Below are 25,072 nucleotides of genomic sequence, written 5' to 3'. Positions count from 1 at the left end.
GGTTTTTCGGCCGAACGCCTTGGCAAAAGCGTTATGGACCATCCATGGAACTGATCACGACCACTGCCCAGCTGACCGCCGCCTGCGAGCGACTTGCCAAGCACCCCGTCATTACGGTCGATACGGAATTCCTCCGCGAGACCACTTATTACCCGCTGCTCTGCGTGGTTCAGATGGCCAGCGCGGAAGACGCTGTGGTGGTCGATACGCTCGCCGAGGGCATCGACCTCACGTCGTTCTTCGACCTGATGGCCAACGAGGCCGTGCTGAAGGTCTTCCACGCTGCCCGGCAGGACATCGAAATCATCGTGCACCGCGCCGGCGTGGTCCCGCATCCGATCTTCGACACCCAGGTCGCGGCCATGGTGCTCGGTTATGGCGACAGCATCGCCTATGACCAGCTCGTCGAACGCGTCACCGGCCACCGCCCCGACAAGACCCACCGTTTCACCGACTGGTCGCGCCGCCCGCTGACCGAGGAACAGCTGCATTACGCCGTCTCCGACGTTACCCATCTGCGCGACGTCTTCGCCAAGCTCGATGCCGATCTGAAGAAGCGCGACCGCAGCGACTGGGTCAGCGAGGAAATGGAAATTCTCACCTCGCCAAAGACCTATGATTTCCATCCCGAGCGCGCCTGGGAGCGGTTGAAGACCCGTGTCCGCAAGCCGAAAGAGCTCGCGGTGCTGATGGAAGTCGCGGCTTGGCGCGAACAGGAAGCGCAGAGCCGCGATGTACCGCGCTCGCGCGTGCTGAAGGACGATGCCGTCGGCGATATCGCAACCCACGCGCCGACCTCACTGGAGAAGTTGGCCAATCTGCGTTCGCTGCCGAAGGGCTTTGATCGCTCCAAATGGGGCAGCGACATTGTCGCCGCCGTCCAGCGTGGCGTCGCCCGCGACCCCGCTACATTGCCAAAGATCGAGAAGCCGCGCGGCAATTCCAACGGCGCAGCCACCGTCGAACTGCTGAAGGTGTTGCTGCGGATGACCTCTGAGCGTCACGCCGTCGCCAGCAAGGTCATTGCGACCGTCGATGATCTCGAGCAGATCGCTACCGATGACAACGCCGATGTGGGCGCCCTGCACGGCTGGCGGCGTGAGCTGTTCGGCGAGGCTGCACTGGCGCTCAAGCATGGCCGCCTTGCCTTGGCGATGGAAAAAGGCCGGGTGATCCGGGTGGATCGCCCCTAATATTCTCATCCATCCCTCATCCGGAGGATGCGCCAAACATCTCATGGTTCGAGACGCGCGAAGCCGCGCTCCTCACCATGTGGACTCTCCCCTTTCCAACGACCGCCGAAGTAGTGCAGAAATGCGCTACAGCCGGTCAACGGCCATTGTTCTGGGGAAGCGTCATGAAATTCGTCACGATCTCTGTTGGTAACGCAGCACATCTGGGCGCCGTCCTGAAAGACGGCCGCATCCTCGATCTGGCGAAAGCAGCAGCGGGCGATGCCACTTTCAAGGATCTGATTGCCTTGATCGAGGCGGGTGACGTTGGACTGAAGACTGCAGAGCGACTGGTCGCCTCAGCTGACAGCGGCGAGTTGCCGAATGCAGTCATCAGCGCGGCAGATGCGACACTGCTGGCGCCGATCCCCTCACCGCGCAAGAATGTCTTCTGCGTCGGCAGAAACTATATCGAGCACGTCAAAGAGGGTTACCGTGCGCGCGGCACCGAGGTGAAGCTGCCGGAATATCCGCAGATCTTCACGAAGCCGCCGACTGCGGTGATCGGCCCCGGCGCCAATATTCCGCTGCATGCCGGGATCACCGAGGTGCTCGACTATGAGGTCGAGCTGGCCGTGGTGATCGGCCGTCGCGGCGTCAATATCTCCATGGACGATGCACTCGACCATATCTTTGGTTACACCATCATCAATGACGTGACCGGCCGCGACCTGCAGCGCCGTCACGACCAATGGTTCAAGGGTAAAGGCCTCGACGGCAGTTGCCCGATGGGACCGTGGGTCGTGCACCGCGACGATATCCCGGACCCGCAGGCCCTCGACATCTCGCTGACGGTGAATGGCGAACTGCGTCAGAACTCCAACACCAAACACATGATCTTCCCGATCGCGCGGATCATCCACGATCTCTCCCTCGGCATGACCCTGGAACCTGGCGACGTCATTGCGACCGGTACGCCCTCTGGCGTCGGCTACGCCATGACGCCACCGCAGCCGCTCAAGGCCGGTGATGTGGTGAAATGTCAGATTGAGGCGATCGGCACGCTGGAAAATCGCGTTAGTCAGTAACTCGGCGCCCTGCACGTAGGTGGCTCCGCAAATTGTTCGGCGAAGCAGCACGGGCGCTCAAACTCGTCAGACGCGCACCGGCGATGGGAGCGCCGCGCTGCAATCAGTAGCATCATTCAGAACGAGCGGCGGTGGCTATCGCCTGACGATCGAACCGGACTTCCCGACCAGTCGCGCCAGCTGCTTGAAGCGGCTGCCGACACGGTCGGCGACGAGATCGACCATGCGATGCTCGAAGACGAGCATCATCTTGCGATCCTTGGTGGCGAAATGCGTGGCGGGCAGCACGCCCGGCCGCGCCGCCGAAATGAGATGCGCGACCCTGAACAGCGCACCGAGCAAGCGCGCACGTTCAACCTGTGCCGGCGAGACAAGCGAGCGGACCAGCTCCGGGGGCTCGTTCTCGGTGCTGAATCCTGCGTAGCGGTAGTACACACAGAGCGCGAGAAATGCGCGGCCGTGATGATCGACCGAACCGAAATTGCCGTTAGTGATCAGACTGAGCGTCTGCTCGCCGCGATGATCCGGATGGACGCGCCAGCCGATATCAGACAACAGACATGCCACCCGGCGTAGCCGACGATCCTCGTCGGTCTCCTTGAGCTTGGCAACACGGACGAACCGATCACTCCAGTCGCTCAGCTCCTGCGCGTGGCGCGCCGAACGCGACAACAACTCGTTCATGGTCTGCGCGGCGCCGACCAGACCGTCTTGCATACGCTGCGCTTGCGGCAGCATTTCGTACAGCAAGCCTTCACGGACGCCATAGGTCGAGAACACGATGGTTTTCGGCTTGGCAGTGCGAATGACATATTCAAGTACGAGCGCGGCGTAGACCAGCAGCGGCTGGCGCTGTTCTGCGATGGCTTCGATATTGGCGAGAATGTTGGCTGTTGCGAGCCGGCGCAAGCGGCGCACGAAATCGAGCGCCTCGTTGGCCGGGATCGAATAGCCATGCATCACACGAAGCGGGTAGCCGCTCTGGATGATGTGCAGCCGCGCCAATGCACGCCAGGTACCGCCGACCGCATAGAAATTGCGGCCCACACCCGCCTTGAGTTGCGCGACGTCAGCCAGCGCCAGCCTGACGATGCGTTCGGCCTTCTTCGGTGATTTCTGTGAGGCGTCCTGCAATGCGAGACTACCGAGCGGCAGCGTCACGCCCTGCCGAACCGCATTGCCTTTGACATCGATCAATTCGAGCGAACCGCCCCCGAGATCGCCGACAAGGCCGTCGGGTTTGTGCACACCCGAAATCACGCCCAGCGCCGAGAGCTTCGCTTCGCGCGGCCCCGATATGATCTGGATCTCGCAGCCACAGATTTTTTCCGCTGCTGCAATGAAAGCAGGTCCATTGCTCGCATCGCGCGCCGCAGCGGTTGCGATCGCATAGACGCGACCAACCTTCATGACCCTGCACAGCGCATGGAAGCGCCGAAGGGCCGTCAGCGCCTTGTCGACGGCATCCTTGGCCAGCAGCCCGGTGCTCTGCACTTCGCGACCGAGACCGCACAGCGCCTTTTCATTGAAAAGCGTGACAAGGCTTCGCGTCAGCGTCTCGTAGACAACGAGACGCACCGAGTTGGAGCCAATATCGATGACGGCGACGCTGGTCGCGCGTTGATTGACACGCGCTACCACGCTGCTGGTTCCTTACGAGGATTGGTGACGCTCCGAACGGCGGGTGAGCCGGCGCGGGGATGATTTCTCAAGCGACTTTCCACGGCCAGACAGACTCGGATTCGTCATGAAGTAATTGTGCACATTGAAGGGTTCCTCGCCCTTCGCTGCCTTCATACGCGTTGACGATCCATCCGGCAACAATTGCCAGCTCTGTTCCGTGTCCTTCAGATTGGCCACCATGATCTGCTCAAGCACCTGGGTATGCACCGTGGGGTTCTGTAGTGGACACAGAACCTCGACGCGGCGATCCAGATTGCGCGGCATCATGTCGGCCGACGAGATATATACCGCCGCCTTCGGGCTCGGCAGGCCATGGCCCATGCCGAAGCAGTAGATTCGACCGTGTTCGAGGAAGCGGCCGATGATGGACTTGACGCGAATGTTCTCGGACAGACCGGGCACACCGGGCCGCAAACAGCAAATACCCCGCACGACCAGTTCGACCGATACGCCGGCATTCGACGCCTCATAGAGCGCGTCGATGATTTCCGGATCGACCAGCGAATTCATCTTGAGCCAGATCGCACCGGGCTTGCCGTTTCGGGCAAACGCGGCCTCACCGCGGATGTGTTCGAGCATGCGTCCACGCAAGGTCAGCGGCGACACGGCCATCTTCTCGATGTCGCTCGGCTCGGCATAGCCGGTGATGTAGTTGAACACGCGCGCGGCATCGCGGCCGATGATCGGGTCGGACGTAAAATATGACAGATCGGTGTAGATACGCGCGGTGACCGGATGATAGTTGCCGGTGCCGGTGTGGACATAGGTCGTGAGCGAGCCGCCCTCGCGGCGCACCACAAGCGACAGTTTCGCGTGGGTCTTCAATTCGAGGAAACCGTAGACTACCTGGACACCGGCGCGTTCGAGATCGCGCGCCCAGCGGATATTGGCCTCTTCGTCGAACCGCGCACGCAGCTCGACCAGCGCCGTCACCGACTTGCCGGCTTCGGCGGCTTCGACCAGCGTGCGCACGATCGGCGAGTTGTTGGAGGTCCGATACAGCGTCTGCTTGATCGCAACGACGTCCGGATCGCGCGCGGCCTGCTGCAGGAACTGCACGACGACGTCGAAGGACTCATAGGGATGATGGACGATGAGATCCTTCTGGCGGATCGCCGCGAAGATATCACCGCCATGGTCGCGGACACGTTCCGGGTGGCGCGGCACATAGGGCACGAATTCCAGATCGGGCCGATCGAGGCGCGTGAGCTGCGAGACCTCGTTCATGGCGAGGATGCCATCGACCAGCAGGATTTCGTCGTCAGACGTCGCCAGCGCGCGCTGCACGAAGGCACGCAGTTCGGCCGGCATGCTGGCTTCGATTTCGAGCCGGATCACCGATCCCCTGCGCCGACGCTTGAGCGCCGTCTCGAACAGCCGGACCAGATCCTCGGCCTCTTCTTCGACTTCAAGTTCGCTGTCACGGATGATGCGGAAGGCACCCTGCCCCTGCACGGTGTAACCCGGAAACAGCCGCGCGATGAACAGGCCTGTCGCCTGCTCCAGCGTGATCAGGCGAACCGCGCCATCCTTGCCGGGGGTCGGCAGGCGGATGAACCGATCGATCTTGCCGGGCATGCGGATCAGCGCGTTCATCGTCTTGCCGTCGGACACCCGCGACAGATGCAGCGCGATGGTGAAGCCGAGGCTGGGGATGAACGGGAACGGATGCGCCGGGTCGATCGCCAACGGCGTCAGCAGCGGGAAAATATTGTGGAGGAAATGATCCTCGATCCAGGTCCGGTCGGCCTTGCTGACCTCCTTGCCGTCGAGCAGCACGATGCCGACATCGGCCAGCATGCCGCGCTGGTCGCGCCAGATCGCCTGCTGGTCGCTACCGAGCTTGGAGACCGCGCTGTTGATCAGCACCAGTTGCTCGGCCGGGGTCAGGCCGTCCGGGCTGCGCTCACTGATTCCCTCGCGGACCTGCGCCTTGATGCCGGCGACACGGACCATGAAGAATTCATCAAGGTTGTTTGCGGAAATGGACAGGAAGCGGACGCGCTCCAGCGCCGGATGGCCCGGATTAACGGACTCCTCAAGGACGCGACGATTGAAGTGCAGCCAGGACAGCTCGCGATTGATGAAGCGCTCGGGACCTGATGCGACCACGTCTGCCGGTTTCGCTTCGCCCTTTTTCTCTTCAATAACAATCTCTTCTGCAGAGTCCATGAGACAGCAATCCATCCAGTTCAAGCAGCGCTATAGTGCCGGCAAATCACAGCGGACATTGCGTCAATCGCGTGACACTTCAATGACATTGAGGAACCAGCCCGCTTCGCCGTCAAGCATGGTTTGACGCGCTTCGTGAGTTCAAAGGCTAAGTCAGGCGTCGCGAAGCAGTTCCGCGGCCAATGCGCGCGTTACCGGGCGGCCGAGCCGAAGCGCCTCGCTATCCAGCAACTCCACGGTATTGCGGACGGCGGCGAATGTGCGCTCGATGCGGCTGGCGACATAGCTGACCACCCCCTCATCGATGCTGAGCTGGCGGTCGGCGCAGAATTTCACGATTAGCGCCCGAAACAGCCCGTCATCCGGCGGCATCAGATTGACCACCGGGATTGCCCGAAGCCGCGACCGCAGATCGCGCAATTCGACCTCCATCGCGGCGGGGGCGACCCGAGCCGTGATCAGCACATAGGCGTTGTCCTGACGTGCCAGATTCAGCAGATGGAACATCGCCCGCTCATCGAAAGTGCCGGCGTTGAGATCCTCCACCACCAGCGCGTTGGTCACCAGCTCGGCCGGAACCGTCGCGGCGGTCAGACTGTGCGCCATGGTGGAGCGCGCCCCGGCCTCCTCGGCCCAGATCGCCGCCAGATGGCTCTTGCCGGAGCCCTCGGGGCCCACCAGCAGCATCACCCGGTTCGGCCAATCGGGCCAGCAGTCGACCAACCCCAGCGCCTCGGCATTGGCCGGGCCCTCAAGGAAATTGTCGCGGGACAGACTCTCCGCATGGGGCAGCGCGAACGCCAATTGACGGGGTTGGACGCGGGCGACCACGCAAATACTCCTGCCGGCGGCGCCGGCGAATGTCACGAAATACTGGTTACTGGGGCTCTTGGCCGGGTTCGATGGTGCTCATGTGCCGCATCCACTCGACGAGATAAAAGGACACAGAGAGCAACGTCAAGACGGTCACAAAACCCATTAAAATCAAATCGTAAGGCGAGGATTTGAAACCAAATCCGAGGGCGGCAAGGACCAGGGCTGCGAAGGCCACCTGCGCCACCGTATTGAGCTTCGATACCATCAGCGGCTTCATCGGGATCGGCTTGCCAAACAACCACGACACAATGACGGCGCCGACGATCATGATATCCCGCGACACCACGAGAATCACGATCCAGCGCGGAACTGCCCCCCATATCCCCAGGGACACATAGATCGAGACCAGCAGCGCCTTGTCGGCCAAAGGATCAAGCAGCGCACCGAGTTCGCTGGCCATGTTGAAGCGTTTGGCAAGAAAACCATCGATTGCATCGCTGACCCCGGCAATCACGAAGATTGCAAAGGCGACCTCCATCTGGCTCGACGCAATCGCCCAGACGATTACGGGCACCAGCAGGATGCGCCCGAGGGTGATTAAATTGGGGATACTCACGCGGCGCTTCCCGGCTCCGGCCTGTTTCGCAATCCGAGCTTGGGAGCTCCGACCGGCTTACCGGCTACATAGTAATCGGGATAGCGTTTACGAGCCATTGCGCAGGCGGGGATTCCGACGTAACCAGCCGAAAATACACAGTTTCGCAGCTTCGCCAGGATACCCGGCATGACCGATCAGAAAAAAGGCCTCACTTACGCGGACGCGGGCGTCGATATCGATGCCGGCAACCGTCTGGTGGACCTCATCAAGCCGATGGTTCGCGCAACCGCCCGTGCCGGCGCTGACGCCGAGATCGGTGGCTTCGGCGGGCTGTTCGACCTCAAGGCCGCCGGCTTCAAGGACCCTGTTCTCGTCGCTGCCACAGACGGCGTCGGCACCAAGGTGAAGATCGCCATCGAGGCCGGCGTCCATAACGGCATCGGCATCGACCTCGTCGCCATGTCGGTCAATGATCTCGTCGTCCAGGGCGCCGAGCCGCTGTTCTTCCTCGACTATTTTGCTTGCGGCAAGCTCGACCCGGAAGCCGCCGCCTCGATCGTTGCCGGCATTGCCGAAGGCTGCCGCGAGTCTGGCTGTGCCCTCATCGGCGGCGAGACCGCCGAGATGCCCGGTCTCTACAAGGACGGCGACTACGACCTCGCCGGCTTCTCGGTCGGCGCTGCCGAGCGCGGCACACTGCTGCCGACCAAGGACATTGCCCCCGGCGATGCCGTGATCGGCATGGCCTCCTCCGGCGTCCACTCCAACGGCTTCTCGCTGGTCCGCAAGATCGTCGAGCGCACAGGTCTGTCCTATGCCGACAAGGCCCCGTTCTCGCCGGTGATGACGTTGGGCGGTGCGCTGCTGACCCCGACCCGGCTCTATGTGAAATCCTGCTTGCGCGCGATCCGCGAGACCGGTGCCGTGAAGGGCCTCGCCCATATCACCGGCGGCGGCTTCACCGACAACATCCCGCGCGTGCTGCCGAAGAACCTCGGCGTTCGCATCGACCTGCCCGCCCTCACCGTTCTGCCGGTCTTCAAGTGGCTGGCTGCCGAAGGCGACATCGCCGAACTCGAACTGCTGCGCACCTTCAACTGCGGCGTCGGCATGATCGCCATCGTCAAACGCGAGGCCGTGCAGGAGGTGATGGACGTCCTGCGCCAGGGCGGCGAAACCGTGTCGTTGCTCGGCGACGTCATAGAGGCCACAGGCGACGAGCGCGTCGTCTATGATGGGCATCTCGAACTCGAACTGTGAGGCCGTGATGCGTCGCGTCGCCATCCTGATTTCCGGACGCGGGTCGAACATGACCGCGCTGATCGAGGCGGCCGCAGCCGAAAGCTTCCCCGCCGAAATCGCCCTCGTAATTTCCAACAAGGCCGACGCGCCGGGCCTCGCCACCGCGCAAGCCAACGGCGTCAAGACGCTGGTGATCGAGAGCAAGCCATTCGGCAAGGACCGCGCCGGTTTCGAGAAGCTGCTGCAGGCCGCCCTCGACGACCACCAGATCGAGCTGATTTGCCTTGGCGGCTTCATGCGCCTGTTCACGGCGGAATTCGTTCGGCACTGGTACGGCCGGATGCTGAACATCCACCCGTCACTGCTGCCGTCCTTCCCCGGCCTCGATCCGCATGGCCAGGCCCTGCGCGCAGGCGTGAAGATTTCCGGCGCCACGGTGCATTTCGTGATTCCGGAAACCGACGCCGGCCCGATCGTGATGCAGGGTGCCGTGCCGGTCTCCGACGACGATACACCGGACACGCTCGCGGCCCGCGTGCTCGACATCGAGCACAAGATCTACCCGCAGGCACTGCGATTGCTGGCGACGTCAGGCGTTCAGATCGTGGGTGAAGCGACCCGGAGCAGCGCCGGTGTCTGCAGCGATGACAATCTCATTGCGCCATCGGTGATCTAGCCACTAACGGAGCATGGCGGACGAAGCCTGCGCCTCGCCCGCCATGACGCAATCGATCAGCTCTTGATGAAGGCGAGCAGATCCGAATTGATCACATCTGCATGGGTGGTCAACATCCCGTGCGGGAATCCCGGATAGAGCTTCAGCGTTCCGTTCTTCACCAGCTTGGCTGACAACACGCCTGCATCTGCGTAAGGCACGATCTGGTCGTCATCACCGTGCAACACCAGCACCGGGACGTCGATCGCCTTCAGGTCTTCGGTGAAGTCGGTTTCCGAAAACGCCTTGATGCAATCGTAATGCGCCTTGGCGCCGCCCATCATGCCCTGCCGCCACCAGTTGTCGATGACGCCCTGATAGACTTTCGCTCCCGGGCGGTTGAAGCCGTAGAATGGCCCGGCCGGGACATCGACGTAGAACTGCGCGCGATTGGCAACAAGCGCGGCGCGGAAGCCATCGAACACTTCGAGCGGCAGGCCGCCGGGATTTTTCTCGGTCTTGAGCATGAGCGGCGGCACAGCGCTGACCAGCACGGCCTTGGCGACGCGCCCCTTCTTGGCACGCGCGACGTAACGCGCGACTTCGCCGCCCCCGGTGGAGTGGCCGATATGGACAGCGTCTTTCAGGTCGAGCGCGTCGGTAAGTTCAGCGACGTCAGCCGCATAGGTGTCCATTTCGTTGCCCGTGGCTGTCTGGCTCGAACGGCCGTGGCCACGGCGATCATGGGCGATGACGCGATAGCCATTGTTGAGGAAGAACATCATCTGGGCATCCCAGTCGTCCGCGCTCAGCGGCCAGCCGTGATGGAACACGATCGGCTGCCCGGTACCCCAATCCTTGTAGAAAATCTCGGTGCCGTCCTTGGTGGTGATGGTTCCCATGATGCAGACTCCTTGAGCGGGTTGCGGGCAAATGACGTCGAATGCACAGCGGGGAAATGCGGATAACCGATCCGTCCGTCCGCCACTGCGCCGACGCATAGACTAACGCGACGCGGATCTCTTGTACGTTTCGAATACAAAACCGTGATGTCGCTCCAGCATAGATGAGTGGCGGGCGACTGCACGTTATCCGGGCGGCAATGCCGAAGTTTCGGCATTGCACTGCCCCTTATTTAATGTACCATCGGTACAGTTATTAAATTTTATCGAGCGGGTTACTTGTCGCGCGATCCGCAGGTGTCGAATGATCTTCCGGAGCCCAGTATGAACGCGTCGAGCGACTACCAGATCTTCGAGGCCCGCGAGGTCCTGCTGCAATCCGGCCACCGGCCCCCTCGCCTGCAACTCGCCTACAAGACCTACGGCTCACTCAATGCTGCCAAGGACAACGTCATCCTCTATCCGACCTCGTTCGCCGCACAACATTACGACACCGAATGGCTGATCGCGCCGGGTGGCGTGCTCGATCCGGAGCGCTACTTCATCGTCATCCCCAATTTGTTCGGGAACGGGCTGTCGTCATCGCCGTCTAATTTCATGGACGTTCTGGCTGGCGCACCCTATCCGAACATCAGCTATCATGACGCTGTCTCGATCCAGCACCGCCTGCTGACCGAGCAGTTCGGCATCACCCGTCTGGCACTGGTCTACGGATGGTCGATGGGTGGCATGCAGGCCTATCACTGGGCCGCCCGCTACCCGGACATGGTGGCGCGCGCTGCAGTCGTCTGCGGCAGCGCCCGGTGCTCGCCTTTCAACGCCGTGTTTCTCGAAAGCGTGCGGGCGGCTTTGACGACCGATCCGGCCTTTGTCGATGGCCGCTTTGTTTCGAAACCGTCCGTCGGCCTTCGCGCCATGGGGCGTGTCTATGCCGGCTGGGCGATGTCACACGGCTTCTACCGCGACGAAATCTGGCGCGAGGCCGGCTTCACCTCGCTGGAAGATTATCTGACTCGATCGTGGGACGTCGCTTTCGCGCATCGCGACGCCAACAACCTGCTGGCCCAACTCTGGACCTGGCAGAATGGCGACATCAGCCGCTGCGACGCCTTCGGCAGCGACTTCCGCAAGGCCATGGCTGCGATCACCGCGCGCGTTCTGTTGATGCCCGGACAAACCGACAATTATTTTCAGGTCGGTGACAACGAGGACGAGCTCCCTCTGCTGACCAACGCACGCACGGCGGAACTGTGTCCGATCCCTTCGCTGCACGGACACCGCGCCGGCAATCCGGCCAAGATTCCCGCCGACGCTGCCTTCATTAAAGCGCAGGTCGCAACGCTGCTGGCCGCTCACGATTGAACCGAAAGGCAATGACCAGATGACGATGGATGCTGCTAGCCATGGCAAGATCGAAGGCCGCGCCTTGACGCCTGCACAGTTGAAGCACCTGTCGGTGCGCGCCAATCTGCCGGGGCTCATTCGCTCGATCAGCCACTACGCCCTGATCGCCCTTGTGGGGACGCTCATCTGGCAGATCTCCAACCGTTACGGCGTGATGTGGGCAACCCCGCTGATCTTCATTCAGGGCTATCTCATAGCCTTCCTGTTCATGGCCGTGCATGAGGCTGCGCACAAGACTGTGTTCACAAGCCGCCGCCTCAACGAAATCCTCGGCCACGCCTCGTCGCTGATGATCGTTCTGCCCTATGAACATTATGCGCTGTTTCATTGGGATCATCACCGCTTCACGCAGGATCCTGACCGCGACCCCGAGCTTGTCACCGCGACCATCCCGTCATCGGACACCAAGCTCGCCATCGCCTATACCGGCATCGTGCAGCTGACGAACCGGATCCGCCTGCTATTCCGCCGTGCCCTAACCGGGCACGCCGTGGCGCCGTGGATCCCTGAAGCCAAGCAGGGCATGGTGGTGCGCGAGGCGCGCATCTATGCCCTCGTCTATCTCGCGCTGCTGATCGCTTCCGTCGCATTTGGGAGCACGATGCTGCTGTGGTGCTGGCTCGTTCCGCTCTATGTCGGCCAGCTGTTCCTGCGGCCCTATCTCTATGCCGAACACACCGGCTGCGAGCGCACCCGCAGCGCCTATGAGAACACCCGCACCACCTATACCGACGCGCTGACCAAGTGGTTCACCTGGAACATGCCATTCCATGTCGAGCATCACGCCTATCCGTCGGTCCCGTTCCACGCGCTGCCGAGGCTCAATGCGATCATCGACGAGCGTATCGCGCATCGCGGTCAGGGCTACCGGGCCGTCACCCGGGAGACATGGCGCTGGTTTCGCCGCGCGCGGCAGGGCGGCATCTGATTATCGGGCCGACAGCACGGATTTGACGAGTTTGCGCGCATAATCGGCAGTCAGCGGCCGAAATCCAAAAACATACTCATAAAATAGCGTGCCATAGATCCGGTCATAGAGATCGCCGGCCGTTTCCGCGGCATTGATGCTGCCGTCCTTCTGGCCGTCCTTGATAATCGCCAGCGATATGTCCCGGCGGATTGCGAGATAGCGCTCGGAGAAGATTTTCGCAGAACCGGTGCGCGAGATACATTCGGCAATGACAGCCAACTGCACCTTCCCGAAATCGCCGTTCAGCGCCATGACATAGGCGGCGGCATGCTTGGTTACACGCGTCAGTGGATCGCCGCTCTCGGCAAGCGGCAGCATGGTCGATGCCTGTCGCAGGAATGCGTCGATCAGCACCGCCTCGCGCGACGGCCACCATTTGTAGATCGTCATCTTGGAGACGCCGGAATCCCGCGCGATCGCATCAATGGTCGTGGCGGCGAGCCCCTCGGCCGCCATCATGCGATAGGCGCTCTCCAGGATCGCATCCTCGGTCTCGACCGATCGAGGACGACCTCGCCGTACCGGGTTCACGTCGGTCATCGTCGCAATTTTTTCTCCACCGGCTGCCATTCGCTCACTATATCGCGGCACCCGCTGATCGGAGAAATAAATTGCACGTTGATCAAGCGATGCGACGAAATGTCAGTTTCGCACCCCGATCAGCTCATAGATCTGAACTTCCGACGCGAACCCTTTCGGCTTGATCAGGGCGACGCTGCGAAACAGAAACAACGAGTCCACCCGCTCCTTGACGGCCCCGCTGACCAGAACGCTCGTCCCGTAGTCCTTGTTGAGCGTCTCCAGCCGCGAAGCGAGATTGACGGTAGCTCCGAGCGCCGTGTAGTTCATACGATCGGGTGACCCGATATTGCCGATCATGACATCGCCCACATGCAGGCCGAACCGGGTCTTGTAGACCGGCCAACCCTCGCGCTCGAACTCCTCGTTGAGCTTGCGATTGGCTTCGACGCAATCGAGTACGGCGGCACAGGCCTGCGCTACATGGTTCGCATGTTCGATCGGTGCGTTCCAAAGCCCCATGACGGCATCGCCGATATATTTGTCGACCGTACCTTGATGGGTGGCGATGACGTCCGAGATCGCAGCGAAGTAGCGCGACGTGTAGAGCATCACCCGTGTCGGATCCTCGTTCTCCGTCATCCCCGTGAAATTCTCGACATCCGTGAACAGGATAGTCGCCTCGCGACGCTCTCCGCCTAGTTGCATGGCCGTGCCGGTTTCCACCAGTTGCTGAACTAGGCGCTTGGGAACGAAATTCGAGAATGTCTGCACCAGCGTGCGCATGGTGAAGACCGATCGCCCGAGATCGTCGATTTCGCGGATCGGCGAATGCAGCTGCGGCATGGACGAGAACCGGAAGTTCTGGATCCGATCCACCTCGCGCGCCAGAATCCGCAAGGACAGCGACAGCTTGTTGCCGATCCAGAACGCGATCGGCACGGCGGCGATGACGAAGCAAAATGCGAGAATGAAAAGGGTGCGTTTCTCCTGCTCTATCTCGGCATAGAATTCATCGAGCGGCGCGAAGAAGCCGACACGAAGATTGGCCGATCCGGCCATCTCTACGGGCCTGAATGCGGCTGCATAGGCACGCCCTCTGCTGTCAGCGAAGAACTGCTGCTCAACGCCGCTCTGGCGCCACGCCTTGATGGCGGCAGTTGCGCCGATCGTATCGACATCGCTCAGTCGCGGCAGCTCCGACAGTTTGTTCGGCACACTCGTGGCTTCAAGCCACCGGGACATTTCGGGATGCGCCAGCACCCGGTCGGCATCATCAAAGAGGTAGGCCATGCCCGAATGTCCGAGCTGCTGCTTGCGCAGCATGGCCTCGGCTTCACTGAGCAGGATATCGCCGGCCACAACGCCTTGCTGGCCTCCCGCGATCGGCATTCGCAGCGTATAGCCGATGTCGCCGGTCTCATAGAAAATATAGGGCTCCGTCAACAGACTGGCATTGGCCTCGAAGGCGCCGCGATACCATGGCCTGGCGCGCGGATCGAAATCGACGGGACCGGACAGACTTGCCAAGGGTTGCAGCGCATCGTCGAGAAACGTCGTTGTCGTCTGAAGCGGCCCGAAATCGCCCGCCTTCACGATCGTGAACAGGCGAAATCTGGCTCCGTTCGGTGCCCCGAAACGAGCCTTCACCTCGGCTCCCGTTCGGTCGATCAGGTCCATTTCGAGGAACGAGCCGTCCTCATATCCCATATACAGGCCGTAGAGCTGCTTGTTGTTACGTAGCATCGACGCCAGCAGGATGTTCAGCCGCGGATTATTCTTGAGCTCGGCGGACTGGACCGACGTGATACCGCGCAGAATATCCAGATTGTCGTGAACGCTCTTGAGCTGCGCATCAATGCGATCGGTCGCGGATTGCGCGACCACACTGAGATACGACGACGCCGCCGTCCGGATGATCGTATTCACCCTGCTGAAGCTGAGATAGACCAGCACCAGGCCGACCGTGAGGACGACGCCGACGAACAACGCAATGATCGACGTCCTGAAGCCAATCCGGAAACGCGATCTCGCCGGCACCGTCATCGCAGGATGCTCCACACGCCAGCCAATCTGGCACCGCATATCGACAGGCCGGATCTGGCTGCGCCGGACGGGAAGTCTCGCGGTATCATGATTCCGTCAGGCAAACGCAATTGGCGAGTATCTTTACGGTAAAGAAACCCGATCCGTGCTTACGACATCCGGCAATGAACTCCCCTCGTCCAGTGCGTTGGCAAGCGCCACGAGCTGCGACGATTGCAATGCCTCAATGGCAACTGCATAATTGAAACAATTGACTATTCTGGTTGTCACTTAAGGAAATCAAGAATGACGGGCGCCGATCTGGATGTGATCATCCGGCAGACTGCTAAGCAGCAAAACAAGACACTGATGGCAGCCGTCAAGGCACGACGCGATCGCTATACTGGCCTGGCCGCCAAGGCCAAGGACAAGACCGCCAAGGATCACTTCAAGCAACTGGCAAAGGACGCGACGGAGCAAGGGATGGCCGCCGCAAAGCGCCTTCAAATGTCCGCTGACAATGCTGCCGATAGCTATGCGCGAGCGATGCGTAAGGCCGTTGAAGCTCTTCAGATCGCAGAAGCAGCCCAGGCGATGAAGGCTCAGAGCGCCGAGAAGGACAAGGGCCCGAAGAAGGCTGCGCCCGCCAAGAAAACGGCCAAAAAGGCAAAGAAGCCGAAGAAAGGCTGATGCGGGCAAAGCCCCTCCGGCTCGGTGCAATCCGCACCGGAGTTACAAAAGGGCCGGCTTGCCCCGGGGCAACAGCAGTCGGCCGGCTCGTATATCAAGGCCGGCAGACCAAAACTCAGTTATGAGACCTTGAGGTTCTCGGCGGACGTCTTGCCGCGATTTTCCACCAGGTCGTATTCGATGGTCTGGTTTTCATTGAGGGTGCTGAGGCCCGCGCGCTCGACGGCGGAGATGTGCACGAAGACATCCTTGTCGCCTACAGTCGGCTTGATGAAGCCATAACCCTTGGTGGGGTTGAACCATTTGACGGTGCCCTTCTGCATCGTCTGTCTCCCGATCTAGATACAAAAAAGACGCGGCCACGCATCATGCGTGCCACGCCACAAGCGGGCTTCCCGGTGTCTGCTGAATGTCCTGCTCTCAAAACGCACAGTCGAACGGCCTAGATCCGATTGTGCAAGAATTCCAACATGAAAATTTCGGCTAGGCAAGTCTCCGGCTTCTTGCGACCGAAGTTTTGATACCAGCGCAACCGCGCGTCGGTCGCGCTCATCGAGATGCCGTATGCCCGATCTCTGACCCGGCCAGCCGGAATGAAACATCATCGGCCAGATTGCGCGAATGACCATAACGCGCTGAAAAACGATACGAATCTGCTGTGGCAATCGCACAACAATAGGCGTCAATCGCCACAGGAGGCGTCCAATGCGCAGCGGCAACGCTGAAGGGATCGCGTATGCTTCGCCGTAATCGAACGGCCGGCCGCGGCAATTTCGAAAAGAGTCATGATGCGCGATCCATCGCGATACGCCCGAACGGACAGGACCCCAGCTGCCGGCTGGCAACCTCGGACTATCCTGCTCGGCCTCGCAGCCGCGCTTCTTGTCGCGCCTTCGCTCGCATCTGCCCAGGTCGCACCACCGCCTACCACGCCGCCCCCAACCACACCGCCACCGACGACACCACCGCCAGCAGTCGCACCGGTGCCCTCATCGACGGACTTTAATGCCGGACAATCCGCCGGCATTGCCATTAGCGATCTCGGTAGCCAGTTCCTGCGGCGCATCGGCGATCAGGCAAGCTACGGCTTCAGCAGGGCGTCGCGCACCAATCCCGGCGGCGGCGGCGCATCGGAAACCGCCGAGACGCCCCGCTTCCGAAGCTGGGCCGAATTCTACGGCGTTGGCGCGCATACCAGCGCGATCGGGGATTTCGTCGGCGACAAGCGCCGGACCATTGGCGGCGTCGCCGGGATCGGTGCGCAACTGATGCCGGGCGTCAATGTCGGACTGTCGGTCGATCAGAGCCACACCGCGATCGACGTCCCGCTCGCGTTGCAATCTGCGACGCTCGACCTCACACAGATCGGCGTCAATGCCTCGGTGGACGAGGGCGCATGGACCTGGGCAATCGCATTGGTGCACGGCTTCGGCGACATCAACTCGCGCCGCGATACGGGCCTGGGGCTCGCCGGCGCCGGCTACAATGCGCGGATCGACGGCGCCCTCACGGAACTGAGCTACTACTGGAGCTATGAGCAGGCGCGGATCGTGCCCAAGGCTGCTTTCGAATATACCCGTGCCACAACCGGATCGATGCAGGAGCTTGGCGGCCTCAACCCTGTCAATGCGAGCGGCGCGTCAGCGGAGCGCGCGCGTATCCTGATTGGCGCCGAAGTCGGGCGCTACTGGATCTTCGACCAGAAGATTCTGGATCTGTCGGGCTATGCCAAATTCGTCGACAACGTGCATCAGAGCTTCAGTGCCGTTACCGTTAGCCTCGGTGCCGAGAGCATCACCGTTCAGGGGATCGGCGAAAGCCAGTACGGCGCAGATGCCGGCGCATCAGCGTCGCTGAGCCTCAGCAACACCGTACGTCTCTATCTCAATTACGATGGCAAGTTCCGCGCCTATTCGCAGTCCCATCAGGGGGCGCTGGGCGTCGAATTCAAGTTCTAGAAATGACCAGATTCTAGAAACAAAAAAGCGGGCGACGGGCATAGCCCCTCGCCCGCTTTGAGCTTTCGTTCAGTTAGGCTGCTTGCTCAGCATGTGCAGACATACTGCGGCGGCGCCACAGCGTTCCGACAGCGAGCACCACAGCGACACCAATCAGGCCGCAGACGATCTCGCCGCCGTGACCGCCGTTGGCGAAGCGAACGCCAAGGCCCAGCGAAGACATCAGGCTGTCGAGGCCGGTGCCCAGCGAGCCGCTGAAGAAGCTGTGCAGCAGCGGCAGAATCGCTGGATCGGTCGCGATGACTTCGCCCGCGACCCAGCCCAGCAGAGCCGCACCGAGCCAGACCAGAACCGGCAGACGGGTGAGCAGCGCCATGATGAGGGCAGCGCCGGCGACGATCAACGGGACGCTGATGGCGAGGCCAAGGATCAACAGCGGCACGCTGCCATTGGCTGCGGCGGCCACGGCGATGACGTTGTCCAGGCTCATGACGATGTCAGCGACGACGACGATCTGCACAGCGGCCCACAGATGCGAAGCCGCCTTGACGCCGTCCTCCTCTTCCTGCTCGGGAACCAGCAGCTTGGCCGCGATCACGATCAGCGCGAGACCACCCACCAGCTTGAGGTAGGGCAGTTCCATCAATGTGGCGACGATGCCGGTGAAAATGATACGCAGGATTACGGCCGCAGCTGCACCGAGGATCATGCCCCACATGCGCTGCTTCGGCTCGAGGCCGCGGCAGGCCAGCGCGATCACCAGCGCGTTGTCTCCCGACAACAATACGTTGATCCAGATGATCTTGCCGACGGCAAGCCAGAACGCAGGTTGCTGCATTTCAAGCTGGAACTGAGCGAAGACCGTTTTGATCGTCGCCGGATCGAAAATTTGCAGCATCCAGTCCACAGCGTGCCCCCGTCTAGTGTTGGTGATGGTTCATCCGGCCTTGGCCGGCTTGGTTGCGGCGCGCCCCCGCGCCCCGCAACCTTGTCGCAATGTCAGTCTGAGTTAACCGACGATCTCGTTGCCCGAGAAGAACTGTGCGATCTCGATCGCTGCAGTTTCCGGAGCGTCCGAACCGTGCACCGAATTCTCGCCGATCGACTTGGCGTGAAGCTTGCGGATGGTGCCGTCGGCGGCCTTCGAAGGGTCGGTTGCGCCCATCACGTCGCGATACTTGAGGACGGCGTTCTCGCCTTCCAGCACCTGCACAACGACGGGACCCGAGGTCATGAAGTCCACCAGTTCGCCGAAGAACGGGCGTTCCTTGTGAACGGCGTAGAAAATGCCGGCCTGTTCGCGGGTCATACGGATGCGCTTCTGCGCGACAATCCGCAGGCCGGCCTTTTCGATCAACGCGTTGATCGCACCGGTCAGATTGCGCTCGGTCGCGTCGGGTTTCAGAATCGAAAAGGTACGCTCGATAGCCATGATTTTTCCTTGAATAACAGTCGCTGGAAGATGGCGGCTTATATCGACGCTATCTGGGAACGGCAAGCGATCCGTCCAAATGTCGCAGGCCCCATTTTGGCAGATCCCGCGCTCGAAATTACCGAGATGTCATCCACATGAACCATTCCTGACAGGACTGGCACGATCCGGTTCAGGTTTCCCGGCCTAGACTGCCTGCAATGACCCCGGTCAACGGCATTTTCCCCGGGCGCCATGTTCACCGCAGGCGCAAGACGCGCCGAACCAGAGGAGATTAAAATGTTCCGCAAGATCGCACTGACTTTGGTTGCAGCGGCCTCATTGGGTGCCGCGGCGCTGGCTCCGACCTCGGCTTCCGCCTGGGGCGGCCATGGCGGATGGCACGGTGGGGGCTGGCATGGAGGCGGGTGGCATCACGGCTGGGGCGGACCACGCTTCATCGGCGGGCCGGTTTACGGCTATGGCGGTGGCGGATGCCTCGTTCGCCGGGTCGTTCCGACCCCGTGGGGGCCGCGTTGGCGGCTCGTCAATCGCTGCTACTGACGCCCACTGCAGATGATACCGCCCGGCCGCTCCCACGGCCGGGCTTTCTGTAGATCTGTGGACGATTCATCGATTTTTGTCTCAAACAGCCTCAAATCCGTAAATCTTGAAACAATTTCGGCCCGCGCGACTTGCCTTGGTGTCATTCAACTGCCACGAGCACCGGGAAGACAATGCAAAACCAGTTCACCAATGATGGCGAAGATCACATCGACCGCACCACCAGCGCGGCGATTTGCAATGCCATCGGCGAACGGCTGCGCCGGGACATCGGTCCGGACGACGAGGCTCTGCCCTCCCATCTGCAGATGCTGATCGACCAGATGCGGCAGCAGGATGAGAGCACCAGAAGCCGTTAACGGCAGAATTGATCTGCTAGGCACCGTTAGCGACCAAATCGGGGTTGCCTTTGTGCGTCGCAGCGGTGACAACCCCGCATGCTTTCCATCACAGACATTTCGATCCGGATTGCCGGACGCCTGCTCATTGACGAGAGCACGGTACAGATCGCGCCAGGGGCCCGCGTGGGGTTCGTTGGCCGCAACGGAGTCGGCAAATCGACCCTTTTTCATGCCATCCGTGGCGATCTGGCTACCGAAACCGGAAGTATCTCGATTCCGCCGCGCTGGCGCATCGGCAGCCTCGCCCAGGAAGCACCTGACGGTCCCGAGAGCCTGATCTCCGTCGTGCTGAAAGCTGATCTCGAGCGCGATGCTCTGCTGAAGGAAGCCGACACAGCCACCGATCCGGAGCGGATTTCCGACATCCAGACCCGCCTTGTCGATATCGATGCCCATTCCGCGCCCGCCCGTGCCGCGGCGATCCTGAGCGGCCTCGGCTTCTCGGCTGAAGCCCAGTTGCGCTCCTGTTCCGAATTCTCCGGCGGTTGGCGCATGCGCGTTGCGCTTGCAGCGACGCTGTTCTCGGCGCCGGACCTGCTGCTGCTGGACGAACCGACCAACTATCTCGATCTCGAAGGCACTCTGTGGCTCGAAGACCATCTTGCCAACTATCCGCGCACAGTCATCGTCATCAGCCATGACCGTGACCTGCTCGATACGTCCGTGAACGAGATCCTGCATCTCGACCGCGGCAAGCTCGTGCATTATCGCGGGACCTATTCGAATTACGAAGAATTCCGCGCCAACAAGGAGGCGCTCGACGCCAAGAACGTCAAGCGTCAGGAAGCCGAGCGCAAGCGGTTGCAGGACTTCGTCGATCGCTTCAAGGCCAAGGCCTCCAAGGCACGTCAGGCACAATCGCGCGTAAAGATGCTGGAGCGCATGAAGCCGATCTCAGCGCTGGTGACGCAAGACGTGCGCGAGATCGTCTTCCCTGCGCCCGAAAAGATCCTGTCACCGCCGATCCTTGCGGTGGACAATGTGTCGGTCGGCTATGAGCCCGGCAAGCCGGTGCTTACTCAGGTGACACTGCGCATCGACACCGAGGATCGTATCGCCCTGCTCGGCTCCAACGGCAACGGGAAGTCGACGCTGGTCAAGCTGCTGGCGAACAAGCTGCAGCCGTTTTCGGGATCGATCACCCGGGCCGACAAATTGTCGATCGCATATTTTGCCCAGCATCAGCTCGACGAGCTGGTGATGGACAACTCCGTCTACGATCACGTGCGCAAGCTGATGCCGGACATGCCGGAATCAAAGATCCGCGCCCGCGCCGGCAATATCGGCTTTTCCGGCAAGGCTGCGGATACGGTCGTGAAGAGCCTGTCCGGCGGCGAGAAGGCGCGCCTGCTGCTGGGGCTCGCGACCTTCTACGGTCCGAACATGATCATCCTGGACGAACCGACCAATCATCTCGATATCGACAGCCGTGCGGCGCTCGCCGAAGCGATCAACGAATTCCCAGGTGCGGTGATCATGGTCTCGCATGATCGCTATCTGATCGAGGCCTGCGCAGACCAGCTCTGGGTGGTGGCCGACCGCACCGTCACCAATTTCGATGGCGATCTCGACGACTATCGCAAGGTCGTCATGCAGGCCCGCGGCATGCGCACGCCGACGCGCGACCGCACCGGTACGGATCGCGAAAAGCTGGTGAAGCCCAAAGAGAAAAAGATTCCGCTCAAGCAGCAGGTCGCCGAGGCGGAAGCCGAAATGGAACGCATCACCGGCATCATCGCCAAGATCGATACCGCCCTGGCATTGCCCGACCTCTTCAAGAAGGATCCGAAGCAGGCCACCCAGCTCAGCAAAGCGCGCGCGGCTGCGGCAGACGCATTGCAACGCGCCGAAGAGCAATGGCTCACTGCAAGTTCGCTCCATGAGGGAGCGAACGGCTGAGAGCACAGTCGTCGCTTGCTCCTAAATCTTCAAGGGGATCAGGTCGCGGCGCGCTTCTTGGCTTTAGGACGCGCGGTCTTCGGCTGCTCGACTTCCGGCCCGCGTTCGACAACAGTCAGACGGCCTGCCGTGAATGTATAGATGCCGGCGCGCGGACCACGCAGATAGGTCAGCACGGCGACGCGATCGCCGCGCGGGTTGGTCGAGAGATTGACACTGTCGGGTGCGCCTGCACCACGCGCGACGTCGCATTCGGTATGGCCGAGCGCCACGACACCGGTTTGAGCCGGTGCACCTGCGGTACCATCCGCAAGCGCGTTGGCATCACGTGGCGCCATGCCCGGGCACGCGCCGTCCGCGCTGATGAGATCCTGCGGACTGACGGCCTGCTCAGGTGAGAGTGGCGGTGTCTCGATCGAAACGTTCTTGATGAACACGCGGCCCGGCTTGGAGAACCAGTCGGCATCCTTGGACAGCAGATCCGTGGAGAATGCGTCACCGCCCACACCAGCGCAGCCAGCGAGCAATGGCGCAGCAAGCAGCAGCACGAGCAGTCCGTTTCGATGAAGCTTTTCTTGTCGCACGATTACGCAACCCCAGACAGGCGATAAGCGCCTGTAACATCATTCATTTGCGGCACCACCATGACACAGCGGCAGATACCGGTGAGGAAATCTGCAATTATCATTAATTGCAGCGGATCGCCAATCGCCGGCTAGTTCTTGCGCTGCCACCGGCCGCGTTCATCGGTCTGCCAGTAAGTGGCGGTAAAGCCCTTTGCCTTGCAGTCAGTCCAGGCTGCTCGCGCTGCAGCGAGTGCATCGGCATCATCGCCGTTGAATACCAGCACCATGCGCTCATAGCTGTCGGCATCCGCCGGCACCGGCGCGCTGTCCACAAGGAACCGGACCTGGGCACGATTCGGATTGCCCTCTTCGATCGCGAGAACGATCGGCTGATCCGCCGCGTCTGCCACACGCCAGGTGGCATGCGGCAGGAATGAATCGTCACGATAGGTCCACAGATGCGCATCGAGCGCATCGGCGCGTTCTTCCGATGTGGATTGCACGACAACACGCCAGCCGCGCTCGAGCGACTTCTCGAGCAACGGCGGCAGCACGCTCTCCAGCGTCATGTTCTGTAGGTGATAGAACAGGACCTCGGTCATCGTGTCGGACTACTTCTTCGCCTCGTAATAGTCGGCAACAAGCCGATCCAGCAGCCGCACGCCGTAACCCGAGCCCCAGCTCTGATTGATCTCGGTCTTCGGCGCACCCATGGCGGTGCCGGCGATATCGAGATGCGCCCACGGCGTATCGTCGACGAAACGCTGCAGGAACTGCGCCGCAGTGATCGAGCCGCCGTTGCGCGTGCCGGTGTTCTTCATGTCGGCGAATTGCGAGTCGATTTGCTTGTCATATTCCGGACCGAGTGGCATCCGCCAGACGCGTTCGCCGGTGGCCTGTCCGACGGTGGACAGACGCTCTGCGAGTTCGTCGTTGTTGGAGAACATGCCGGCATATTCGGTACCGAGCGCGACCATGATCGCGCCGGTCAGCGTCGCCAGATCGACCATGAATTTCGGCTTGAACTTCTTCGCCACATACCAGAGCACATCGGCCAGTACGAGGCGGCCTTCAGCGTCGGTGTTGATGATTTCGATGGTCTGACCGGACATCGACGTTACGATGTCGCCCGGACGCTGCGCGTTGCCGTCCGGCATGTTCTCAACGATGCCGATGGCGCCGACGACGTTGACCTTGGCCTTGCGGCCCGCGAGTGCATGCATCAGGCCAACGACGCAGGCTGCGCCGCCCATATCACCCTTCATGTCTTCCATGCTGCCGGCCGGCTTGATGGAGATGCCACCGGTATCGAAGGTCACGCCCTTGCCGATGAAGGCGACGGGCTGCTCGCCCTTCTTGCCACCGTTCCAGCGCATCACCACCATGCGGCCGGGACGTACAGATCCCTGGGACACGCCGAGCAGCGCACCCATGCCAAGCTTGGTCATCGCCTTGACGTCGAGCACTTCGACCGTGACACCGAGCTTCTTCAACTCACCGGCGCGGCGCGCGAATTCGGCGGGAAACAGCACGTTCGGCGGCTCGTTCACAAGCTCACGGGCCAGCACAACGCCGTTGACGATATGATTGCCCGGCGCGAAGGCCTTCTTGGCTGCGGCGACGTTGCTGACAGCCAACGAAAACGTGACATTGCCGGACGCCTCGTCGGCATCTTTCTTCTTGGTCTTGTAACGATCGAATTTGTAAGCGCGCAGCAATACGCCGGAAGCGACCGATGCCGCCTGCTCTGGCGTCATCGCCCCCGACGCCAATTCCGCAATGATGGTCACCGCATCACTGCTGCCGCCGGCCTTCCCGGCGAGCACGCCGCCGAATTTAAGCAAATCGGTTTCCTTCAGATCGGTCAGCTTGCCAGTACCGATCACGATGAGACGCGACGCCTTGATGCCGTCGGGGGCCAGGATGTCGAGCACCGATGCGCTCTTCCCCTTGAACTTGCTGGTCGCGGCTGCGCGTTTCACGATCGCCGCTGCGTCTCCGAGAGCCTTGGTCGCGGCTGGGCCGAATTTCAATGCTTCGTCACAGAACACCACGAGAGCACCGCGCACGGCAGTGGCAAACGGAACGAAGCCGACCTTGACGGCGTCGGGCATGGCAAATTCCTCCAGAAAGATCAGGGCTGTCGCAGGGGTCGGCGCGGAATCCGGTCGGTGCGGCGGGGTTCAAGTGTTTTGTTGTCGTCAGAGCGTGAACCGTCAAGACAGGTTCTGACCGAAACCGCCAAGGATCGATAGTTTTATTGATAGTTTTATTGATAGTTTTCTTGTGTTTCCCCGGAGAGAAATCGAGGAGACCCGACATCTCCGATTCGGACAT

General features: G+C 61.4%; 24 protein-coding genes. 11 read left to right on the top strand and 13 right to left on the bottom strand.

Features of this window, described 5'->3' with window-relative positions; genetic code table 11:
- Positions 1–44 precede the first annotated feature (44 nt).
- Both rnd and AC1RLZ_RS03600 read left to right on the top strand, forming a co-directional pair.
- Positions 45–1,193 carry a ribonuclease D gene (gene rnd / locus AC1RLZ_RS03605; protein ID WP_371420991.1) on the top strand — a complete coding sequence of 383 codons (1,149 nt, stop codon included), beginning with the start codon at positions 45–47 and terminating at the stop codon, positions 1,191–1,193.
- A 164-nt stretch (positions 1,194–1,357) separates the two neighbouring features.
- Positions 1,358–2,260, top strand: a complete 903-nt coding sequence (locus tag AC1RLZ_RS03600) for a fumarylacetoacetate hydrolase family protein (protein WP_493187489.1) — start codon at positions 1,358–1,360, stop codon at positions 2,258–2,260.
- A gap of 135 nt (positions 2,261–2,395) precedes the next feature.
- Here the strand turns inward: AC1RLZ_RS03600 and ppx are convergent, their stop codons facing one another.
- The 4 genes from ppx to AC1RLZ_RS03580 form a co-directional block, all read right to left on the bottom strand.
- Complete coding sequence (gene ppx / locus AC1RLZ_RS03595) at positions 2,396–3,901, bottom strand: exopolyphosphatase (RefSeq protein ID WP_493187488.1); 1,506 nt, start codon at positions 3,899–3,901, stop codon at positions 2,396–2,398.
- 12 nt (positions 3,902–3,913) lie between these two features.
- The gene (locus AC1RLZ_RS03590; RefSeq protein ID WP_493187487.1) at positions 3,914–6,115 is read right to left on the bottom strand and encodes an RNA degradosome polyphosphate kinase; all 2,202 of its coding nucleotides are present in this window, start codon (positions 6,113–6,115) and stop codon (positions 3,914–3,916) included.
- 153 nt (positions 6,116–6,268) lie between these two features.
- Positions 6,269–6,946, bottom strand: coding sequence for a P-loop NTPase family protein (locus AC1RLZ_RS03585; RefSeq protein ID WP_493187486.1), 678 nt, complete (start codon positions 6,944–6,946; stop codon positions 6,269–6,271).
- A 46-nt stretch (positions 6,947–6,992) separates the two neighbouring features.
- A complete protein-coding gene (locus AC1RLZ_RS03580; RefSeq protein WP_493187485.1) occupies positions 6,993–7,547 on the bottom strand; it encodes a CDP-alcohol phosphatidyltransferase family protein in 555 nt (184 codons plus the stop codon).
- A gap of 168 nt (positions 7,548–7,715) precedes the next feature.
- Between AC1RLZ_RS03580 and purM the strand changes: the two genes are divergently transcribed.
- On the top strand, positions 7,716–8,789 hold the full coding sequence (purM, locus tag AC1RLZ_RS03575) for a phosphoribosylformylglycinamidine cyclo-ligase (protein ID WP_493187484.1): 1,074 nt from the start codon (positions 7,716–7,718) through the stop codon (positions 8,787–8,789).
- A gap of 4 nt (positions 8,790–8,793) precedes the next feature.
- Entirely contained in the window at positions 8,794–9,447 is a 654-nt protein-coding gene (purN, locus tag AC1RLZ_RS03570; protein WP_493187532.1) for a phosphoribosylglycinamide formyltransferase, read from the top strand.
- A 56-nt stretch (positions 9,448–9,503) separates the two neighbouring features.
- On the opposite strand, the gene AC1RLZ_RS03565 is transcribed toward purN, so the two are convergent.
- The gene (locus tag AC1RLZ_RS03565) at positions 9,504–10,328 is read right to left on the bottom strand and encodes an alpha/beta fold hydrolase (protein WP_493187483.1); all 825 of its coding nucleotides are present in this window, start codon (positions 10,326–10,328) and stop codon (positions 9,504–9,506) included.
- A gap of 324 nt (positions 10,329–10,652) precedes the next feature.
- Here AC1RLZ_RS03565 and AC1RLZ_RS03560 point away from each other — a divergent pair, with 324 nt between their 5' ends.
- Positions 10,653–11,690 (top strand): alpha/beta fold hydrolase, encoded by a 1,038-nt coding sequence (locus AC1RLZ_RS03560; protein WP_493187482.1) that lies wholly within the window; start codon positions 10,653–10,655, stop codon positions 11,688–11,690.
- 19 nt (positions 11,691–11,709) lie between these two features.
- Positions 11,710–12,660: a fatty acid desaturase gene (locus tag AC1RLZ_RS03555; protein ID WP_493187481.1), complete on the top strand. Its 951-nt coding sequence runs from the start codon at positions 11,710–11,712 to the stop codon at positions 12,658–12,660.
- Here the strand turns inward: AC1RLZ_RS03555 and AC1RLZ_RS03550 are convergent, their stop codons facing one another.
- Positions 12,661–13,242, bottom strand: a complete 582-nt coding sequence (locus tag AC1RLZ_RS03550) for a TetR/AcrR family transcriptional regulator (protein WP_493187480.1) — start codon at positions 13,240–13,242, stop codon at positions 12,661–12,663.
- Positions 13,243–13,344: 102 nt separating this feature from the next.
- Positions 13,345–15,267 carry an adenylate/guanylate cyclase domain-containing protein gene (locus tag AC1RLZ_RS03545; RefSeq protein ID WP_493187479.1) on the bottom strand — a complete coding sequence of 641 codons (1,923 nt, stop codon included), beginning with the start codon at positions 15,265–15,267 and terminating at the stop codon, positions 13,345–13,347.
- A gap of 285 nt (positions 15,268–15,552) precedes the next feature.
- Here AC1RLZ_RS03545 and AC1RLZ_RS03540 point away from each other — a divergent pair, with 285 nt between their 5' ends.
- The gene (locus AC1RLZ_RS03540) at positions 15,553–15,936 is read left to right on the top strand and encodes a hypothetical protein (protein WP_493187478.1); all 384 of its coding nucleotides are present in this window, start codon (positions 15,553–15,555) and stop codon (positions 15,934–15,936) included.
- Between the two features lie 119 nt (positions 15,937–16,055).
- Here the strand turns inward: AC1RLZ_RS03540 and AC1RLZ_RS03535 are convergent, their stop codons facing one another.
- A complete protein-coding gene (locus tag AC1RLZ_RS03535; protein WP_115029019.1) occupies positions 16,056–16,259 on the bottom strand; it encodes a cold-shock protein in 204 nt (67 codons plus the stop codon).
- A 660-nt stretch (positions 16,260–16,919) separates the two neighbouring features.
- Between AC1RLZ_RS03535 and AC1RLZ_RS03530 the strand changes: the two genes are divergently transcribed.
- On the top strand, positions 16,920–17,894 hold the full coding sequence (locus AC1RLZ_RS03530; protein WP_493187477.1) for an autotransporter outer membrane beta-barrel domain-containing protein: 975 nt from the start codon (positions 16,920–16,922) through the stop codon (positions 17,892–17,894).
- Positions 17,895–17,967: 73 nt separating this feature from the next.
- On the opposite strand, the gene AC1RLZ_RS03525 is transcribed toward AC1RLZ_RS03530, so the two are convergent.
- A complete protein-coding gene (locus AC1RLZ_RS03525; protein ID WP_493187476.1) occupies positions 17,968–18,801 on the bottom strand; it encodes a TerC family protein in 834 nt (277 codons plus the stop codon).
- A gap of 102 nt (positions 18,802–18,903) precedes the next feature.
- Positions 18,904–19,326: a nucleoside-diphosphate kinase gene (gene ndk, locus AC1RLZ_RS03520; RefSeq protein WP_371422947.1), complete on the bottom strand. Its 423-nt coding sequence runs from the start codon at positions 19,324–19,326 to the stop codon at positions 18,904–18,906.
- Between the two features lie 279 nt (positions 19,327–19,605).
- Here ndk and AC1RLZ_RS03515 point away from each other — a divergent pair, with 279 nt between their 5' ends.
- The 3 genes from AC1RLZ_RS03515 (at position 19,606) to AC1RLZ_RS03505 (ending at position 22,169) form a co-directional block, all read left to right on the top strand.
- On the top strand, positions 19,606–19,869 hold the full coding sequence (locus AC1RLZ_RS03515) for a sulfur globule protein precursor (protein ID WP_493187475.1): 264 nt from the start codon (positions 19,606–19,608) through the stop codon (positions 19,867–19,869).
- A gap of 173 nt (positions 19,870–20,042) precedes the next feature.
- The gene (locus AC1RLZ_RS03510; RefSeq protein ID WP_493187474.1) at positions 20,043–20,228 is read left to right on the top strand and encodes a hypothetical protein; all 186 of its coding nucleotides are present in this window, start codon (positions 20,043–20,045) and stop codon (positions 20,226–20,228) included.
- A 78-nt stretch (positions 20,229–20,306) separates the two neighbouring features.
- Complete coding sequence (locus AC1RLZ_RS03505; RefSeq protein WP_371422944.1) at positions 20,307–22,169, top strand: ABC-F family ATP-binding cassette domain-containing protein; 1,863 nt, start codon at positions 20,307–20,309, stop codon at positions 22,167–22,169.
- A 38-nt stretch (positions 22,170–22,207) separates the two neighbouring features.
- Here AC1RLZ_RS03505 and AC1RLZ_RS03500 read toward each other — a convergent pair whose 3' ends face one another.
- The 3 genes from AC1RLZ_RS03500 to AC1RLZ_RS03490 form a co-directional block, all read right to left on the bottom strand.
- Positions 22,208–22,717 carry a hypothetical protein gene (locus AC1RLZ_RS03500; RefSeq protein WP_371422943.1) on the bottom strand — a complete coding sequence of 170 codons (510 nt, stop codon included), beginning with the start codon at positions 22,715–22,717 and terminating at the stop codon, positions 22,208–22,210.
- 167 nt (positions 22,718–22,884) lie between these two features.
- Positions 22,885–23,337: a DNA polymerase III subunit chi gene (locus AC1RLZ_RS03495; protein ID WP_493187473.1), complete on the bottom strand. Its 453-nt coding sequence runs from the start codon at positions 23,335–23,337 to the stop codon at positions 22,885–22,887.
- Positions 23,338–23,346: 9 nt separating this feature from the next.
- Positions 23,347–24,849: a leucyl aminopeptidase gene (locus tag AC1RLZ_RS03490; RefSeq protein WP_493187472.1), complete on the bottom strand. Its 1,503-nt coding sequence runs from the start codon at positions 24,847–24,849 to the stop codon at positions 23,347–23,349.
- Positions 24,850–25,072: the final 223 nt, after the last annotated feature.

The sequence above is a fragment of the Tardiphaga sp. GW822-FHT04G09 genome (genome assembly GCF_058800725.1).
This window is presented reverse-complemented; position numbering and strand designations above follow the sequence as displayed.